Source organism: Buttiauxella noackiae ATCC 51607 (assembly GCF_001654865.1).
GTDB classification, from domain to species: Bacteria; Pseudomonadota; Gammaproteobacteria; order Enterobacterales; family Enterobacteriaceae; genus Buttiauxella; species Buttiauxella noackiae.
The window spans coordinates 41,402-58,806 of the sequence record NZ_LXEO01000046.1; the positions used below are offsets into that span (position 1 = coordinate 41,402).

General features: G+C 48.8%; 16 protein-coding genes, 1 pseudogene and 1 other annotated feature. Of the genes and pseudogenes, 5 read left to right on the forward strand and 12 right to left on the reverse strand.

Features of this window, described 5'->3' with window-relative positions:
- The first annotated feature begins 70 nt into the window (after nucleotides 1–70).
- Together M979_RS14390 and yaaA are read left to right on the forward strand one after the other, a co-directional pair.
- Nucleotides 71–1,516 carry an alanine/glycine:cation symporter family protein gene (locus M979_RS14390; RefSeq protein ID WP_064555341.1) on the forward strand — a complete coding sequence of 482 codons (1,446 nt, stop codon included), beginning with the start codon at nucleotides 71–73 and terminating at the stop codon, nucleotides 1,514–1,516.
- Nucleotides 1,517–1,585: 69 nt separating this feature from the next.
- Nucleotides 1,586–2,359 carry a peroxide stress protein YaaA gene (gene yaaA, locus M979_RS14395; RefSeq protein WP_034459423.1) on the forward strand — a complete coding sequence of 258 codons (774 nt, stop codon included), beginning with the start codon at nucleotides 1,586–1,588 and terminating at the stop codon, nucleotides 2,357–2,359.
- 32 nt (nucleotides 2,360–2,391) lie between these two features.
- Here the strand turns inward: yaaA and M979_RS14400 are convergent, their stop codons facing one another.
- Nucleotides 2,392–2,682, reverse strand: a complete 291-nt coding sequence (locus tag M979_RS14400; RefSeq protein ID WP_064555342.1) for a DUF2502 domain-containing protein — start codon at nucleotides 2,680–2,682, stop codon at nucleotides 2,392–2,394.
- Nucleotides 2,683–2,972: 290 nt separating this feature from the next.
- Between M979_RS14400 and M979_RS14405 the strand changes: the two genes are divergently transcribed.
- Nucleotides 2,973–4,313: an AppA family phytase/histidine-type acid phosphatase gene (locus tag M979_RS14405; RefSeq protein ID WP_064555343.1), complete on the forward strand. Its 1,341-nt coding sequence runs from the start codon at nucleotides 2,973–2,975 to the stop codon at nucleotides 4,311–4,313.
- Nucleotides 4,314–4,389: 76 nt separating this feature from the next.
- Here M979_RS14405 and thrC read toward each other — a convergent pair whose 3' ends face one another.
- The 6 genes and pseudogenes from thrC to yjjY all read right to left on the reverse strand — a co-directional run bounded on the left by thrC (nucleotide 4,390) and on the right by yjjY (nucleotide 10,657).
- The gene (gene thrC, locus M979_RS14410; protein WP_064555344.1) at nucleotides 4,390–5,676 is read right to left on the reverse strand and encodes a threonine synthase; all 1,287 of its coding nucleotides are present in this window, start codon (nucleotides 5,674–5,676) and stop codon (nucleotides 4,390–4,392) included.
- Nucleotides 5,677–5,679: 3 nt separating this feature from the next.
- Entirely contained in the window at nucleotides 5,680–6,609 is a 930-nt protein-coding gene (thrB, locus tag M979_RS14415; RefSeq protein WP_034459432.1) for a homoserine kinase, read from the reverse strand.
- A gap of 1 nt (nucleotide 6,610) precedes the next feature.
- The gene (thrA, locus tag M979_RS14420) at nucleotides 6,611–9,073 is read right to left on the reverse strand and encodes a bifunctional aspartate kinase/homoserine dehydrogenase I (protein ID WP_064555345.1); all 2,463 of its coding nucleotides are present in this window, start codon (nucleotides 9,071–9,073) and stop codon (nucleotides 6,611–6,613) included.
- Between the two features lie 26 nt (nucleotides 9,074–9,099).
- Nucleotides 9,100–9,217, reverse strand: a sequence feature (Thr leader region).
- Nucleotides 9,156–9,224: a thr operon leader peptide gene (gene thrL, locus M979_RS22605; protein WP_072009468.1), complete on the reverse strand. Its 69-nt coding sequence runs from the start codon at nucleotides 9,222–9,224 to the stop codon at nucleotides 9,156–9,158. Its footprint overlaps the feature before it by 62 nt.
- Nucleotides 9,225–9,381: 157 nt before the next feature.
- Nucleotides 9,382–10,110: a tRNA/rRNA methyltransferase gene (locus tag M979_RS14425; protein ID WP_064555346.1), complete on the reverse strand. Its 729-nt coding sequence runs from the start codon at nucleotides 10,108–10,110 to the stop codon at nucleotides 9,382–9,384.
- Nucleotides 10,111–10,514: 404 nt separating this feature from the next.
- Nucleotides 10,515–10,657 (reverse strand): annotated as a pseudogene (gene yjjY, locus M979_RS23375) (YjjY family protein).
- A 96-nt stretch (nucleotides 10,658–10,753) separates the two neighbouring features.
- On the opposite strand from yjjY, the gene arcA reads away from it, so the two are divergent.
- On the forward strand, nucleotides 10,754–11,470 hold the full coding sequence (gene arcA / locus M979_RS14430; RefSeq protein ID WP_034459438.1) for a two-component system response regulator ArcA: 717 nt from the start codon (nucleotides 10,754–10,756) through the stop codon (nucleotides 11,468–11,470).
- A 71-nt stretch (nucleotides 11,471–11,541) separates the two neighbouring features.
- Here the strand turns inward: arcA and creD are convergent, their stop codons facing one another.
- The 4 genes from creD to creA form a co-directional block, all read right to left on the reverse strand.
- A complete protein-coding gene (creD, locus tag M979_RS14435) occupies nucleotides 11,542–12,900 on the reverse strand; it encodes a cell envelope integrity protein CreD (RefSeq protein ID WP_064555347.1) in 1,359 nt (452 codons plus the stop codon).
- A gap of 87 nt (nucleotides 12,901–12,987) precedes the next feature.
- Nucleotides 12,988–14,415, reverse strand: a complete 1,428-nt coding sequence (gene creC, locus M979_RS14440) for a two-component system sensor histidine kinase CreC (protein WP_064555348.1) — start codon at nucleotides 14,413–14,415, stop codon at nucleotides 12,988–12,990.
- The gene (gene creB / locus M979_RS14445; protein ID WP_064555349.1) at nucleotides 14,415–15,110 is read right to left on the reverse strand and encodes a two-component system response regulator CreB; all 696 of its coding nucleotides are present in this window, start codon (nucleotides 15,108–15,110) and stop codon (nucleotides 14,415–14,417) included. The genes creC and creB overlap by 1 nt, the downstream gene beginning before the upstream one ends.
- 13 nt (nucleotides 15,111–15,123) lie before the next feature.
- Nucleotides 15,124–15,594, reverse strand: a complete 471-nt coding sequence (creA, locus tag M979_RS14450; protein WP_034459446.1) for a protein CreA — start codon at nucleotides 15,592–15,594, stop codon at nucleotides 15,124–15,126.
- A gap of 208 nt (nucleotides 15,595–15,802) precedes the next feature.
- Here creA and robA point away from each other — a divergent pair, with 208 nt between their 5' ends.
- Complete coding sequence (gene robA / locus M979_RS14455; protein WP_034459448.1) at nucleotides 15,803–16,672, forward strand: MDR efflux pump AcrAB transcriptional activator RobA; 870 nt, start codon at nucleotides 15,803–15,805, stop codon at nucleotides 16,670–16,672.
- Here the strand turns inward: robA and gpmB are convergent, their stop codons facing one another.
- A complete protein-coding gene (gene gpmB, locus M979_RS14460) occupies nucleotides 16,673–17,320 on the reverse strand; it encodes a 2,3-diphosphoglycerate-dependent phosphoglycerate mutase GpmB (RefSeq protein ID WP_034459450.1) in 648 nt (215 codons plus the stop codon).
- Nucleotides 17,321–17,405 lie beyond the last annotated feature (85 nt).

Sequence of the window (17,405 nt, forward strand, 5' to 3'; positions counted from 1 at the left end):
CAATCTAAAGGATCATGCGCGGCCACCGCGCATTAGCTGTGCTCACAACGCATGCAAACGAGGGATGTTAATGGCGGATTTTTTCCTTTTTATCAATGAGATACTATGGGGTTCCATCCTCATTTATTTGTTAGTCGGCGCAGGCCTTTGGTTTACCTGGCGCTGTGGTTTTGTACAATTCCGCTATTTGACCCAGTTTCGAAGCATAATTCTGGCGAATAAAAATAAAGATTCTTCCGGAATATCCTCATTTCAGGCGCTTTGCACAAGCCTCGCTGCCCGTGTAGGTAGTGGTAATCTTTCTGGCGTGGCGCTGGCTCTTACACTCGGTGGTCCGGGTGCTATTTTCTGGATGTGGGTCGTAGCCATGCTCGGAATGGCAACTTCTTTTGTCGAATGCACCCTTGCCCAGCTTTATAAAACACGTGATAGCGAAGGCAATTATCGCGGTGGCCCGGCGTGGTATATGGAACGTGGGCTGGGAATGCGCTGGATGGGCGTGATGTTCTCCATCTTCCTGATGATAGCCTTTGGTTTGATTTTTAACGCTGTGCAGGCGAATTCAATCGCAAATGCCGTTAACAACGCTTTCGGCATTCCCAAAACCTGGGTTGGCATTGCACTCGTTGTCTTAACTGCGGGCGTGATTTGGGGCGGGATGCGCGGCACTGCACGCATATCTCAATGGTTGGTTCCGTTTATGGCGCTTATCTGGGTGTTGATGAGCCTGGTTGTGATGGCGCTGAATATCGAGCGTTTACCCGAAGTGGTTTCGCTAGTGTTCAAAAGCGCGTTTGGCTGGCAAGAAGCGGCATCAGGCGCCCTGGGGTTTACTATTAGTCAGGCAATCACCACGGGTTTTCAGCGCGGCATGTTTTCTAACGAAGCTGGCATGGGCTCTTCACCTAACGCTGCCGCGGCTGCTGCAACATGGCCACCACATCCCGCATCACAAGGGTTGGTGCAGATGTTTGGTGTGTTGATCGATACAATAATCATCTGTTCAGCCACCGCTGGGATTATCTTGTTTTCAGGCATCCTGGATACGGCAAGCCCTGACTTGAACGGCATAAGGCTGGTACAACAAGCGCTTAGTAGTGTAGTGGGGTCGTGGGGAACCGGATTCATCGCACTCATTGTTATGCTATTTGCGTTCACATCGATTGTCGCCAACTACGCCTATGCAGAAAACAACCTTCTGTTTTTACAACAAAAAAGTCCTTTCGCTACTGTACTATTCCGTTGCCTGGCACTGGTAATGGTAATGTTTGGCACCCTTTCTCCATTGCCATTAGTCTGGCAAATGGCAGACGTAGCAATGGCGTTTATGGCTGTCACTAACCTCACGGCAATTCTGCTGCTTTCGCCTGTCGCCCGCGATCTCAGTATCGATTACCTGCGGCAGTTAAAGTTAGGTAAAACACCCGTTTTCGACCCGAATCGTTTTCCGGAAATTAAAAGCCAACTGGCACCGGGCATCTGGGACAATCCGGAGCCCCCTGAAACCAGGCGCTAATCGCAACCATCGGCTAATACTTTCAGGAAATTTGCTACCATACCCAAAATAATTCGGCCAGGAACAAACATGCTAATTTTAATTTCACCTGCAAAAACCCTGGATTATCAAAGCGATCTTCCGACCGATCGCTATACGCAACCTGAGCTTCTGGACTATTCCCAGCAGTTGATTGCCGTGGCTCGTAAACTTAGCGCCCCGCAAATCTCCTCACTGATGCATATCAGCGACAAACTGGCTTCACTCAACGAAACACGTTTTCACGAGTGGCACCCGGAATTCACCCCACAAAATGCGCGTCAGGCCATTCTGGCGTTTAAAGGTGATGTGTATACAGGGTTGCAGGCTGAAGGATTTAGCGATGCAGATTTCGATTTCGCCCAGCAGCATTTAAGGATGCTATCCGGGTTGTACGGCGTATTGCGCCCACTTGATCTGATGCAGCCATATCGTCTGGAGATGGGCATTAAGCTTGAGAACCCCCAGGGTAAAGATCTGTATCATTTCTGGGGTGACACCATTACCGAGAAACTGAACCAGGCGCTGGAAGCTCAAGGTGACAATGTTGTGATTAACCTGGCTTCAGATGAGTACTACAAATCGGTAAAACCGAAAAAACTCAATGCAGAAATCTTCAAGCCGGTGTTCCTTGATGAGAAGAATGGCAAATTTAAAGTCATTAGTTTCTATGCCAAGAAAGCCCGCGGCCTGATGAGCCGCTACATCATTGAAAACCGACTCACTAAACCTGAGCAACTAACGGGTTTTAATACTGACGGCTACTTCTTTGATGAAGCGGCTTCCGGTAAACATGAATTAGTATTCAAGCGCCACGAGCAGTAAAACAAAACGCCAGCACAATGCTGGCGTTTTGCTTAGTGATGCTTGTATTGGCCATAGTGATTACCGTTATCGTGATGGTCCTTATCATGGTGGTCATGGCGATCGTCATGATGGTCATGCGGATGCCATCTGTTATCACGCCATTCATAGTGGTCGTTCCACCAGCCACGGTCCCGCCAGTGGCCGCCGTCCCAATAATTACCACCCCGGTCCTGATCGCCAATTTGCAGTTTCACCGCTGGAATTAGCGTAATTTCTGAAGCCTGCGCAGCCAGCGGAGCGACTACCAGAATCGATAATGCGAGAACAATTGATTTCAACATAAGCTACTCCTTACTGCATTCATGCCCATAATGGGTCGTTGAAGAGAGCATATGCCTGACAGCATGGGGTTGTTATTCTCCGCAATCCTAATCTCTAACGGCCCGCATTTAATGGGAATTCCTACATTTTCCCTCCTTGTTTCCTGCACAATTCCTCCATCATTCAGGCGTAAAAAAACGAATATGCGTGCATTCTAACGAGACGAACTCGACGTTACTTTTTTTCGTCTGGAGTATATTTGTCGGACTGAAGATCCAGCTTTAACACACCAAATATAAAGAGGCTGTAGATGACAATATCTGCGTTTAAACGCCAAAAACTCACGCTTCGCAATGGTCTGCTCGTCGCAATAGGCACCGCATGTTCATTAAGTTCTACGGTGTATGCCAGCGAAACTCCCGCTTCAGGTTATCAGGTTGAAAAAGTGGTCATACTCAGCCGCCACGGAGTGAGAGCCCCAACCAAAATGACGCAAACCATGCGTGACGTAACCCCAAATACCTGGCCTGAATGGCCGGTAAAACTGGGTTACATCACGCCCCGCGGTGAACATCTGATTAAGCTGATGGGCGGGTTTTATCGCGAGAAGTTTCAACAGCAGGGGATTTTATCGCAGGAAAATTGCCCTGCTCCCAACTCAGTTTACGTCTGGGCAGACGTCGATCAGCGTACGCTTAAAACGGGCGAAGCTTTCCTGGCAGGACTTGCCCCGCAATGTGGTTTGACTATTCACCACCAGCAGAATCTTGAAAAGGCCGATCCTTTGTTTCATCCGGTGAAAGCGGGTATCTGCTCAATGGAGAAAAATCAGATTCAACAGGCCGTTGAAAAGGAGGCTCAAACCCCTATTGATAATCTGAACCAACACTATCTCCCTTCCCTTGCCTTGATGAACACTACCCTCAACTTTGCAAATTCTGCCTGGTGTCAAAAACATAGTGTGGATAAAAGCTGTGATTTAGGGCAATCCATGCCGAGCAAGCTGTCGATTCAAGAGAACGGCAACAAAATCACCCTCGATGGGGCCATCGGCCTTTCGTCTACGCTTGCTGAGATTTTCCTGCTGGAATATGCGCAAGGGATGCCAAAAGCGGCGTGGGGTAACATTCATTCAGAGCAAGAGTGGGCGGCGTTGCTGAAACTGCATAACACCCAATTTGATTTGATGGCTCGCACGCCTTATATCGCCAGACATAACGGAACGCCTTTATTGCAGGCCATCAGCAATGCACTGGACCCGAACGCCACCGCAAGCAAGCTGCCTGATATCTCGCCGGACAATAAGATCCTGTTTATTGCCGGGCACGATACCAATATCGCCAACATCTCAGGCATGCTCAACATAAGCTGGACGCTGCCAGGACAACCAGATAACACCCCTCCAGGTGGCGCTTTGGTCTTTGAGCGCCTGGCTGATAAAGCGGGCAAACAATATGTTAGCGTGAGCATGGTGTATCAGACACTCGAGCAGTTGCACGCTCAAACACCACTTAGCCTTAAGGAACCCGCAGGAAGTGTGCAGCTAAAAATTCCTGGCTGTAGCGACCAGACGGCTGAAGGATATTGCCCGCTGCCAACGTTCACACGCGTGGTTAGCCAAAGCGTGGAACCGGGTTGCCAGCTACAGTAACGATCCAAAAAAAATGCCGCTCGCGGTTAAGCGAACGGCATTACTCAATGGGATGGTTTTAGAAAAACGTAAAAACTTACGCTTTGCCCATCATCAGTTCACGCAGCGCGGCATAATCTGCTGGCAGATTATGGGAGAGCAACGATAAGTCAGCACGCTCAGCAAGTTCCGCAGGCAGTGGCAAAGTTTCGCCCAGGATCTCTTCTACGCTCTCTTTAAATTTCGCTGGGTGTGCAGTTCCGAGGAACAGGCCATATTCGCCAGGCTGGAGCTGGTCACGCAGCGCGCGGTAAGCGATAGCAGCGTGTGGTTCAGAAACATAACCCACCGCTTTCAGCTCTTGCATGGTGGCTTTGGTGGTTTCGTCAGTCACGGTCGCATAACCCAGATCGGTCAAACGCCAGGTTTTACGGCGGAACAACTCTTCTACGCGCGGCCAGTTGTTTGGCTGACTGACATCCATGGCGTTAGAAAGCGTCGCCACAGTCGTTTTCGGAGTCCATTCGCCGTTAGCTAAGAAGCGTGGAACGGTATCGTTCGCATTGGTCGCCGCAATAAAGCGCTTGATTGGCAGGCCGAGTGATTTTGCCAGCAGGCCCGCAGTCAAATCACCAAAGTTGCCGCTTGGTACGGAAACCACCAGCTGGTTACGCGCTTCCTGGGGCAGTTGAGCAACCGCTTCAAAGTAGTAGCAAATCTGCGCCAGCAAACGACTGATGTTGATGGAGTTGGCAGAGTTTAACCCCAGCGCCACTTTCAGCTCTTCATCATCAAAAGCTTGTTTGACCAGCGCCTGGCAGGCATCAAAATCACCATCAATCGCAACGGTTTCAATATTGCCGCCCAGCGTACAGAACAGTTTTTCCTGCAATGGGCTGATTTTCCCGCGCGGATACAGGATCACGACGCGCACGTTTTTCAGACCATAAAATGCATGGGCAACCGCAGCACCCGTATCACCAGAAGTCGCAGTCAGGATCGTAACTGGTTTATCACCACTGATATGCGTCAGCATCTGCGCCATAAAGCGCCCGCCAAAATCTTTAAATGCCAGCGTTGGGCCATGGAACAGTTCAAGACAGCCAATGTCTGGCTCAACGCTTTTAACAGGTGCAGGGAAAGCGAAGGCCGCACGCACGCGCTCTTCAAGAATTTCCTGCGGAATTTCATCACCGAGGAAAGCAGACAAAACTTTGCTACTGCGGGAGACGAAATCCATCTTCAGCATTTCGTCGATTTCGGTCAGTTCAAATTCCGGCAAATCATGTGGAAAAAACAGCCCCTGCTGTTTACCCAACCCCTGCACAATCGCCTGGGCAAAATTGACCTGCTCGTTATGATCTTTAAGGTTATACAGTTTCATGCGTTATCCCAGAACTCGTGCGCCCGCCGTATCCAGACGGCAAATATGTACAAAACCTTCCTGGTTCTGCAAATAGTGTTGGCTGAGCCAGTCAGCTACGCGTTGTGCGGTATCAGTGTTATCGCACAGCGCAAATAGAGTTGGGCCAGAGCCCGAAATACCACTCGCCAGCGCGCCGATATCTGCAGCGGCCTGGCGTGCCTCGTTAAAGCGCGGCAGCAATTTAGCGCGATATGGCTCGGCAATCACATCACGCATCAGTTTTGCCGCAAGCTGTGGCTGGCGGGTATGGCATGCGTGAATAAAGCCCGCCAGATGGCGACCATGGCTAATGCAATCCTGGCGGCGATAAAGCGCCGGCAGAATGGCTCGAGCTTCGGCGGTAGAGACTTTAATCCCCGGATATGCCAGCACCCAAAGCCATTCATCAAAACCCGGTACAGACTGGCTGATGATGCCATTTTCTTCAATCATCAGCTGCATGCCACCGAGGAAACATGGAGCAACGTTATCATAATGAACGCTGCCTGAAATGCGCCCTTCCAGTTCACCCATCAAGCTCAATAAACGCGTGTCGCTCAATGGCTTGCCACAGTATTCGTTCATCGCCATCAGGCCTGCGACCACTGAACACGCGCTGGAACCGAGACCGGAACCAATCGGCATGCTCTTTTCAAGCGTCATCTTCACAGGAATATTTTTGCCGATTTCCTGACAGAAGCGCTCCCAGCACTGATAAACGATGTTTTCACGCGGCTCGTCCGGCAATTTGCTGGCGAAGCGGCCAATGTTGCTCAAACTAAACGTGTCTGCCGCTTCAACAGTCACGTAATCCCCAAGCAGCGAGCCATCAATCGGCGATACGGCTGCGCCCAGAACATCAAACCCGACGCTCATATTGGCACTGGAAGCCGGGGCGTATACTTTAACCATCTTAAACTCCTAACTTCCATGACAAAGTGCGCAATAAGTCGGCGAAAACACCGGCAGCAGTAACATCATTTCCTGCTCCGTAGCCACGCAGGACTAACGGCAAAGGCTGGTAATAATGGCTGTAGAAGGCCAACGCATTTTCGCCATTTTTAACTTTATACAATGGGTCGTTGCCATCCACCGCATCAATTTTAACTTTACAGCTACCGTCTTCTTCAATCACGCCGACATAACGCAGCACTTTTCCTTCATCACGGGCTTTTGCAACTCGCGCAGAGAACTCATCATCCAACTGCGGTAAACGGGACATAAATGACTCAACATCACCTGTAGAATCGAACGATTCAGGTAATACTGGTTCAATGATGATGTCCGAAAGCTCAAAATTACTACCGGTTTCACGTGCCAGAATAAGCAGCTTACGCGCCACATCCATGCCAGAAAGATCATCACGTGGATCGGGTTCGGTATAACCCATCTCACGGGCAACTTTGGTTGCTTCTGAAAGACTCATCCCCTCATCGAGCTTGCCAAAAATAAACGACAGAGAACCCGAAAGTACGCCGGAGAAACGTTGTAACTCATCACCTGCATTGAGCAAATTTTGCAGATTTTCTATAACCGGCAGACCGGCCCCTACGTTGGTGTCGTAAAGGAATTTACGACGAGATTTTGCCGCCGCATTACGCATCTGGTGGTAGTAATTCATGGTGGAGGTGTTCGCCTTCTTATTCGGCGTCACCACGTGGAAACCTTCACCCAGGAAATCGGCATATTGGTCAGCCACCGCCTGGCTTGAAGTACAGTCAACAATGACCGGGTTCAGCAAGTGATACTCTTTCACCAGGCGAATCAGGCGCCCAAGATTGAACGGCTCTTTTGCCTGGGTCAGTTCTTCCTGCCAGTTGTCCAGATTCAGGCCATGAATATTGGTCAACAGCGCTTTCGAGTTCGCAATACCACATACACGCAGATCGATATGCTTTTGCTTCAACCACGCCTGCTGGCGTTTCACTTGTTCAACTAATGCCGCACCGACGCCGCCCACACCAATCAGGAAGACTTCGATTACCTGGTCGGTATTGAATAGCATCTGGTGCGTCACGCGCACACCTGTTGTCGCATCATCGTTGCTAACCACAACGGAAATTGAACGCTCGGAAGAACCCTGCGCGATAGCGACGATGTTGATATTGGCGCGGGCAAGGGCTGCGAAGAACTTCGCAGAAATACCGCGCAGGGTACGCATACCATCCCCGACAACAGAGATAATTGCCAGATGCTCCATGATCGCCAGTGGCTCAAGTAGGCCTTCTTTGAGTTCGAGATAAAACTCGTCATCCATCGCACGACGCGCACGTATACAATCCGCCTGCGGCACACAGAAGCTGATGCTGTATTCAGAGGAAGACTGAGTAATCAGTACCACCGAAATTCCAGCGCGGGACATAGCAGCAAAGACGCGTGCCGCCATACCCACCATGCCTTTCATTCCTGGACCTGAAACGTTAAACATCGCCATGTTATTCAGGTTAGTGATGCCTTTCACCGGCAGGTCATCTTCATCGTTTTTCGCCCCAATGAGAGTGCCTGGCGCTTGCGGATTTCCGGTATTTTTAATCAGACAAGGGATTTGGAACTGAGCGATAGGGGAAATAGTGCGTGGATGAAGAACTTTTGCGCCGAAGTAAGAAAGCTCCATGGCCTCCTGATACGACATCGATTTCAGAAGCCTGGCATCTGGCACCTGTCGTGGGTCGCAAGTATAAACACCATCCACATCAGTCCAGATTTCACAACAATCTGCACGTAAACAAGCAGCCAGTACGGCGGCAGAATAGTCAGAGCCATTACGCCCTAACACCACTAATTCGCCTTTCTCATTCCCGGCAGTAAAGCCCGCCATCAGGATCATATGGTCAGCCGGGATACGGCTGGCTGCAATGCGACGAGTGGACTCAGTAATATCTACAGTAGACTCAAGGTAATGCCCAACAGCGAGAAGTTTCTCTACCGGATTGATAACCGTCACATTGTGACCGCGAGCTTTAAGCAATTCAGCCATGATAGCGATAGAGAGCTTTTCACCACGGCAGATGATGGCGGCGTTGATGCTGTCCGGGCATTGTCCCAACAGGCTAATACCGTGCAGGACATGCTTCAGCTGCGCAAACTCCTTCTCAACAAATGCCTTGAGCTGCAACAGTGGGAAACCCGGCTGTGTATCTGCGAGACCATTTAGAAGTTCGCTGAAAATGCGTTCGGCATCGCTGATATTCGGTAAGGCATCCTGGCCGCCGATTGTTTTTTCAATCATGGCAACGAGGTGATTGGTAATTTTCGCCGGGGCAGACAGCACGGTCGCAACCTGCCCCTGTTTGGCATTACTTTCCAGGATATCGGCAACACGCAGAAAACGCTCCGCATTTGCCACTGAAGTACCACCGAATTTCAACACTCGCATTTATTATTACCCTTGAGTTTTTAGTCCAAAAAAAAGCCCGCACTGTTTAGGTGCGGGCTTTTTTCGTTTTTCCTGGTATGCGTCAGCCCGCACCGTTACCTGTGGTAATGGTGGTTGTAATAATTGTTGTCATTGGGCTGATGCGAATCATGGATGTTGTGTGCTCTTAATATGATTTACCTATATTGACTAAAGTATCCGACGGCCTAAGTCAATTTATTTTTAATTTTACCGCTATTAGTGACACAACTTCTCAACGCTGAAAAAGCAGCAAAAACTGCACTTATTACGCTGAAAAAATGGGGGTATCACACCCCATCCTCACTGCCATTAGAGCCGTTACCAGCATTATTCTCTGGTAACTTTTTTTCAATATCATGGAGCAAACGGTGCAACATTGCCGTGTCGCGCTGGGCTAACAGACCAAGACGCTGTTGCAGCCAGTCCACCATTTTTTGGTCGCTGCTCACCTCAACACGTTCAAGCAAGACAGTGATACGGGAACGCAATGCATTTAGCTGTTTGGCATCTACCACATCATGTTCTGGCACAGGGAGCTGCATAAGCGCTGACAGTTGATAACAGTAGACCATCACAGCCTGGCCAAGGTTAAGCGACGGATAATCCGCAACCATCGGTACGCCGGTTAGAACATCTGCCAGTTCGAGTTCTTCATTGGTCAGCCCCGAATCTTCACGACCAAACACCAGTGCCGCAGTGCCTACCCAAGTACGCTTTTCTTCAAGTAATGGAACCAATTGTTGCGGTGTGGCGTAGTAATGAAATTTAGCGCGGCTGCGAGCAGTGGTTGCAATCGTAAAATCGACGTCATGCAAGGCTTCCGCCAGCGTATTAAAATGCTGTGCATTATCAAGAATATCACCAGAACCATGTGCAACCCAGCGCGCTTCAGGTTGCCGATCGGCTTCACTATCAACCACACGCAGTTCAGCAAATCCCATAGTCTTCATCGCTCGGGCTGCTGCACCAACATTTTCAGCTCTGGCTGGTGCGACCAAAATAATTAAAAAACGCATTAAAGTTCTCTTTAAAAAAAAGTGCCCGTTATTGGACATTCATAAGTTTCAAATGATAATACGCATCAAAAATTTACATTTGAGTAACATTAATATATAAAATGAATGTAATGCGAATCATAAGCACCTCGAATACATATTGGTGGTTTGACCAGCAAGCAGCGATACAATAAATACCATCATCCATTTGTTTTTTATGAAAAAAAATCCACATTAGCACTATCATCAATCTGATTTATGTTCTTTACTAATCAATTCATGTAATTATATATTTTATTAAAATATTGTGATGAAAGGTGGCAAAACGCTACGATGATTTCATCAAACTGTTAACGTGCTACAATTGAATTTGATATATGTCAACGAAGCGTAGTTTTATCAGATGTCTAAAGCGGTCCTGCCTGTTATGTTGCTGTTAAAATGGTATAGGATAACAACCGTTTTTGACACCGTCGGGTCCAGAGGGAAAAGTGCCCACGACCAAGCTAATGATGTTGTTGACGTTGATGGAAAGTGCATCAAGAACGCAATTACGTACTTTAGTCATGTTACGCCCAGCATGTTAATTTTTGGCATGTATTAGGCAGGTCAGGGACTTTTGTACTTCCTGTTTTGATTTAGTTGGCAATTTTAGGTAGCAAACATGCAGACCCCGCATATTCTTATCGTCGAAGACGAATTAGTAACACGCAACACGTTAAAGAGCATTTTTGAAGCTGAAGGTTATGATGTTTTTGAAGCGACAGATGGCGCTGAAATGCATCAAATCCTTTCCGATAATGACATCAACCTGGTCATTATGGACATCAATTTGCCTGGCAAAAATGGCCTGCTGCTCGCACGTGAATTGCGTGAGCAAGCCAATGTAGCATTGATGTTCCTGACTGGCCGCGACAACGAAGTGGATAAAATCCTTGGTCTTGAAATCGGTGCAGATGATTACATCACTAAACCATTCAACCCACGTGAATTAACCATCCGTGCGCGCAACTTGTTGTCTCGTACTATGAACCTGGGTGCAATCAGCGAAGAACGTCGTTCCGTTGAAAGCTACAAGTTCAATGGTTGGGAATTGGATATCAATAGCCGTTCATTGGTCAGCCCAAATGGTGAGCAGTACAAGTTGCCGCGTAGCGAATTCCGCGCCATGCTGCACTTCTGTGAAAACCCTGGGAAAATTCAGTCCCGTGCTGAATTGCTGAAGAAGATGACAGGTCGTGAACTGAAGCCACACGATCGTACCGTTGATGTCACAATTCGTCGTATTCGTAAGCATTTCGAATCGACCCCAGATACACCTGAAATCATCGCCACGATTCACGGCGAAGGTTATCGCTTCTGCGGCGATTTACAGGAATAAACCTGTAATCAAACATGAATATGAAAGGGCGGATTTTTAATCCGCCCTTTTCTTTGGTCTCGATTATCTCTCTATTTCCACAATCGGAACCGCTCAGGATCTTTCTGGATCTCGCCATTTGCCGGTACCTGCACTTTCCTTGTCATTCCGTACCAATCGATATTTCGTGTCAGTAACATAATGGCTGAGAGCGCAACAAAAAGGACGCCAGTTCCAAGCAGCAGAGCACTGTCTTCAGATTGCAAAAGCTGCCAGAGCACCGCATCCAGCATCAATAATCCCATGGTAAACATTGCACTCACTTTCCCGCTATTGAGGACAGCCTTAAGGTAAAAACCGTTAATTCCGGCACAAACCAGGCTCGCCAGCAGCCATGCTCCGTTAAATCCAATGTGCTCCGATACGGCCAGTAGAACGAGATAGAACATCACGAGCGAAAGCCCGACCAGCAAATACTGCATCGGGTGTACACGCAGTCCGGTCAATGTTTCCAACAAGAAGAAGCTCATAAATGTCAGACCAATCAGAAGGATGGCATATTTTACAGCGCGATCTGTCAGTTGATATTGGTCTACAGGATTCGTCACCGTGACGCTAAAAGCCGGAAGGTGGTCAACATCAATGATTCGGCCGTCATAGAAGCTGGTGTTCAAATTGTTAGCAAACCAGGTACTTTGCCAGCTGGCGCTAAAGCCACTATCAGTGACAGTGCGCTGCTGCGGCAAAAAATCGCCTATAAATCCAGGATGTGGCCAGTTGCTGGTTAAATTGAACTGGCTATTACGCCCAACAGGCACCACAGCAAGCTGTTTCGTTCCCATCAAATCCAGGTTAAAGCGCAGCGTAAGTTTCTCATCCTGGAGACGTTTTACAGGGAGAACGGCATGTAGACCCTGCCCTACTCCAGGCAGGTTGCTACCGGGTTCAATCGGATAAGACTCACCGTTGATATCCAGTTCGCCCACTTTGCCAATACCGCGTGAGTCGCCGACGGCCAGCACCACGTATGGCGTACCAATAAGAGTATCGGGACCCACATCGTTTGAGAGCAACTGGCGATTAAACGTAGCATTCAGCGTGATAGCCGTGCGCCAGATTTGCCCCTCATAAATACCGATATGACGTGGTTCAACGGTTTGCTTCCCCACAATACTCAAGTTCTCCGGCAGGTAGTAACGAATGAACCGGCGCTCTTTTTTAATCTCTTTATCGTCTTCTATAACGGTCGTCAGCTCCGTTATGGGGATTGCGATCAGCGGACCCGTAATGGTTTGCGGGCCACTGGCACTTTGGCGCAGCGACTGTTCAACATCATCCCGATAACTGCTGCGTTCATTAACTAACGAACTGAGCATATTTAGTGGAATCAACAACACCACCATACATCCCAACAAGGTCATGACTTTCCAGAACAACGCAGATTTAAACATAGTCCCCTCCATTTTTGATGGGCAGAGGATAGCGAGCGTTTGTGGGGGCTAAATGAAGTTATGTGAAGGGACGGTGAAGTGCTGGAGTTATTTTTCAGGCAGTGTCAATCGAGCTTGCACACCACCTTCAGAACGATTCTTCAGACTTATCGTTCCACGATGCAAACGTGCAACTTCATGAACAAATGCCAGCCCTAAGCCACTGCTTTTTTGTCCGTTACTGCGAGGTAATGAGTAAAAACGTTCGAATACGCGTTCTTTTGCATAATCAGGTATCCCGCTTCCGGTATCAGAAACCAGAATGGTGGTCTGCCCAATATGTTGTTCAACACTTAAAACCACCTCCCCATCAGGCGGAGTAAAATCGAGCGCATTATCCAGCAAATTACCAACAGCTTGCTCAAGCAAAGCTGGATCACCTTCCACGACAAGCTCTTCGGGAACGTTTTTATCGATTCTTAGCGAGATTTGTTTACTGCAGGCAAGCACTTCACGGCTATCGCATAATGAGGAAAATAGCGCTGGCAGATTTATCGGCTGAGCAGCAATTTCAACCCGGCTTTCCAGTTTTGCCTGGCGTAATAGATTATCGACCAGCTTCTGCATACGCAGATTTTGCTGAAGAATGTTCGCAGAGAACTTCTCCACAACTTCTGGCGGCGGACATTCTCGTAAAATTTCTGCCGCACCACGAATCGCCGCCATCGGGCTTTTCAACTCATGAGTCAGAGCATGAACATACTGTTCTATATACGTTTTCCCTTCGAGTTTCAGCCGCATACTTTCTAGCGCCAACGCCAACTTACGCAATTCGCTACTGGCCGGTTTAGGTAGCGGTAAAGGATGTTCAGTCGTGACCGAATCTGCATAGCGAACCAGTTTCCCGATGGCTCGGTTAATCCACAGCACAAATCCGAAACCTATCAGCAAAGCGATGCCCAGTAATGCAACACCCGCCCACAGAATGCGTCGCTCACTGCGGCGTATAACCGGGTCCATTGCGCTGTTTGGCTTACCGACACTCAATACACCAATGATATTTGGCCCATCGCGTACGGGTGCGGCCACATACATCACTGTGCTTTCAGGGTTATTAGCGTTTACTGGCGTGCTGCGTGCACCGTATTTACCCTGTAGCGTCAGCCAGACATCGTTCCAGCGCGAGTAATCCTCACCAGTTGCTTTGCCATTGGAATCAAATAAAACGATGCCTTTCGTATCCGTCAGATAAACACGGTATTCATTTTTTGATTTGGTAATGCCACTAATATTGGCCTTGAAGGAGTGTTGATTAAGTCGGGAAAACGCCTGAGCGAGCTGGCCATTTTGTGCATTTCCCGCCAGCATATCGGCTTTAGCAAATTCGGCCAGTAGCGTAGCGGTATCAATTAGCGTGCCTTCCGTTGCGCGTCGAACGCCTGGTTTCACTTCCTGTAAAAAGATCGACAGCACAAACCAGGCCGCAATCGCCACAATCAAAAAATAGCCCAGCAGCAGGCGCATCCCAATGCGCATTAATTCACACCAAGACTGTAGCCTAAGCCACGATGTGTGTTGATCGGTGAAAGATCGGGGTTGATCACCCGCAGTTTGGCACGCAACGTTTTAATATGCGTGTCGACCGTACGATCAAAACTTTCTTCGGCTGCACTCCATACCAGATCCATCAGTTGCTGGCGGGAAAATACGCGACCAGGCCACTGTAAAAAAGTCTTTAATAACAAGTATTCATAACGCGTCAGCTGCAATGGTTGCTGGCACCAGGAAATTTGCGCCGCCATTTCATTAAATTCAAATAGATCAATGCGCAGAGTATTGCCCGCCAGGCTTTGCCGCTGCTTTTGCAAACGGCGCAGTACCGTTCGCACCCTTGCACACACTTCCCGGGGGGAAAATGGTTTGGCGATGTAATCATCAGCGCCAATTTCAAGGCCAATCAGCCTGTCGACTTCTTCACTGCGCGCGGTAAGAAACAGCAGCGGCAGATCCGGGTAATCCGCCAGCAGGCGGCGACATAATTCAAAGCCGTTAATATCAGGCAGGCCAACATCCAGAATAGCCAGGTCCGGGCGTTCTTCATGCGCAGCGTCCAGCACAGGCAAACCGCGATCGAAGGCACGCACGGAAAACCCTTCTTGCTGTAACGTGTAGATCAGCGTATCGGCAATACTGGTTTCATCTTCAACTAACCAGATAGTGGCCTGGTTCATCGCATGCTCCCTGTTACTTCCATGGCATAATTGGCACCGCACTTAGCGCATTTTTTGGTGAACCTTCGACCACTTTGTCGGAATACGCCAGATAGGCCAGAGTGTTACGTTTAGCATCATAGAAACGCACGACTTGCAGTTTCTTGAACACCAAGGATGTCCGTTTCTGGAACACAACATCGCCCTGAGTTTTACCCGCTTTGATTTTTTCGCTTAGCTCTACTGGCCCAACTTGCTGGCAAGAGATCGCCGCATCTGAAGTATCTTCCGCGAGTCCTAACCCACCTTTAATGCCACCCGTTTTTGCACGGCTAATGTAACAAGTGACGTTTTTAACATCCGGATCGTCAAATGCCTCAACAACGATCTTATGGTCAGGGCCAAACACCTTGAAAACAGTATCAACTGAGCCGATTTCTTCCGCCTGAACTCCCAGTGAAATAAACAGCAATGAACTAAGCGCGACTAAAACTTTATATTTCATATTGTTACCATTAGTTAAGATTGCCTTAAGCGACTATTCACACCTTAGGCTAAAAAATCGTTAAATATCACGTTATTAATAAAATTGTTCGAATGAGTAACTGATTTTGGCACGTCTTGTTAAAAAAAAACTCTGAATGTTATGAGAACAAAAAGTGCTATCATCGCCCGCATTAACGGCACTCGCCGTGTCAGGATGAGGATATTATATGGATCAGACAGGGATCATTCGCGATCTATTAACCTGGCTTGAAGGACATCTGGATCAGTCACTGTCGCTTGATAATGTGGCGGCAAAAGCAGGTTATTCCAAGTGGCATCTACAACGGATGTTCAAAGATGTTACGGGTCATGCCATTGGTGCATATATCCGCGCGCGTCGTTTATCAAAGTCAGCTGTGGCCTTGCGTCTAACCGCTCGGCCTATCCTTGATATTGCTCTGCAGTATCGCTTTGATTCTCAACAGACATTTACTCGCGCCTTCAAAAAGCAATTTGCCCAAACACCAGCACTTTATCGTCGCTCACCTGACTGGAGCGCTTTCGGTATGCGTCCGCCGTTGCGTTTAGATGAGTTTACTCTTCCCCAAGCACAGTTTGTCACGCTGCCAAAAACCCACCTGGTAGGGGTCACGCAAAGTTACAGCTGTACGCTTGAGCAAATTTCTGATTTCCGTAATGAAATGCGTATCCAGTTCTGGACACAGTTCCTCGGGAATTCACCGACGCTGCCGCGAGTATTGTACGGCTTGCATGAACCGCGCCCAAGTATCGAGAAAGATGACGAACAAGAAGTCTTCTACACCACGGCGTTAACACCAGAAATGGCGAATGGGTTCTTACCCGATTCTCATCCGGTCAGCCTGGAAGGTGGGGATTACGTTCAGTTCGACTACGAAGGGCCGGGGACAGGTTTACAGGAGTTTATCCTGACGATTTACGGAACCTGCATGCCGTCTCTGAATCTGACTCGTCGCAAAGGCCAGGATATTGAACGCTTCTTCCCGCAAGAAGAAGCGCGTGTTCATGACCGACCAATGCAGATCAGATGTGAGTATCTGATTCCAGTACGCCGTTAATTAACGTTGTAGTTCATCCAACGCAGGGGCGTCCAGATGCGAGATGTCCCCTGCTGTTTCAACCACCCAGCCGGAAGCCAACCACGGGCTTTGCTGGTGATCAACACGGGAAATTGAACAGTTTCTTAAACGTAAGCGACGTTCAGCCCAGGCCGGTAACCCCAGAATCGTACTCACCAGGCACCCTAACGCCATACCGTGGCTAACCAGCAATGGGCGACTGCCAGCAGGTAAATCCAGGCAAGCATTTAAAGCCGCGTGCATACGCTCACTCATCTCGAGCATGCTTTCCCCGTCAGGAATACGCCCATCTGCGGTGCCATTAACTAACTGACGACGCCAGCCCTCTTCTTCCTCGCTTAGCGTGTCCAGATTACGGCGTTCTAGCACACCCATATCCAGTTCACGTAAACGCGCATCTAGCGTGACGTCAACACCACATGCCCGCGCGATTATCTCAGCGGTGCGGCGCGTACGCCCCAGATCGCTGGCAATCACATGCGTAATACCTAACGTTTTAACCCGCTCGGCCACCTGCTCGGCCTGGCGTTCTCCTTTTTCAGTCAGCGCACTGTCTGACTGGCCCTGAATGCGGCGCTGCGCATTCCACTGCGTTTCGCCGTGGCGAACAAGGTATACCTGTAACATGCGTTTTTTCCGTTATACTGCGGCAACAATTTCTTGAGAGTTTCACTGATTATGTACCATGTCGTCTGCGCAACAACTAATCCAG

What these genes read in the sequence shown, in the direction of transcription:
- creD (WP_064555347.1), bottom strand. Translation starts at nt 12,900, where the DNA reads ATGTTTAAATCTGCGTTGTTCTGGAAAGTCATGACCTTGTTGGGATGT.
- creC (WP_064555348.1), bottom strand. Translation starts at nt 14,415, where the DNA reads ATGCGCATTGGGATGCGCCTGCTGCTGGGCTATTTTTTGATTGTGGCG.
- arcA (WP_034459438.1), top strand. Translation starts at nt 10,754, where the DNA reads ATGCAGACCCCGCATATTCTTATCGTCGAAGACGAATTAGTAACACGC.
- thrA (WP_064555345.1), bottom strand. Translation starts at nt 9,073, where the DNA reads ATGCGAGTGTTGAAATTCGGTGGTACTTCAGTGGCAAATGCGGAGCGT.
- M979_RS14400 (WP_064555342.1), bottom strand. Translation starts at nt 2,682, where the DNA reads ATGTTGAAATCAATTGTTCTCGCATTATCGATTCTGGTAGTCGCTCCG.
- gpmB (WP_034459450.1), bottom strand. Translation starts at nt 17,320, where the DNA reads ATGTTACAGGTATACCTTGTTCGCCACGGCGAAACGCAGTGGAATGCG.
- thrC (WP_064555344.1), bottom strand. Translation starts at nt 5,676, where the DNA reads ATGAAACTGTATAACCTTAAAGATCATAACGAGCAGGTCAATTTTGCC.
- creA (WP_034459446.1), bottom strand. Translation starts at nt 15,594, where the DNA reads ATGAAATATAAAGTTTTAGTCGCGCTTAGTTCATTGCTGTTTATTTCA.
- creB (WP_064555349.1), bottom strand. Translation starts at nt 15,110, where the DNA reads ATGAACCAGGCCACTATCTGGTTAGTTGAAGATGAAACCAGTATTGCC.
- yaaA (WP_034459423.1), top strand. Translation starts at nt 1,586, where the DNA reads ATGCTAATTTTAATTTCACCTGCAAAAACCCTGGATTATCAAAGCGAT.
- M979_RS14425 (WP_064555346.1), bottom strand. Translation starts at nt 10,110, where the DNA reads ATGCGTTTTTTAATTATTTTGGTCGCACCAGCCAGAGCTGAAAATGTT.
- thrB (WP_034459432.1), bottom strand. Translation starts at nt 6,609, where the DNA reads ATGGTTAAAGTATACGCCCCGGCTTCCAGTGCCAATATGAGCGTCGGG.
- M979_RS14405 (WP_064555343.1), top strand. Translation starts at nt 2,973, where the DNA reads ATGACAATATCTGCGTTTAAACGCCAAAAACTCACGCTTCGCAATGGT.
- robA (WP_034459448.1), top strand. Translation starts at nt 15,803, where the DNA reads ATGGATCAGACAGGGATCATTCGCGATCTATTAACCTGGCTTGAAGGA.
- M979_RS14390 (WP_064555341.1), top strand. Translation starts at nt 71, where the DNA reads ATGGCGGATTTTTTCCTTTTTATCAATGAGATACTATGGGGTTCCATC.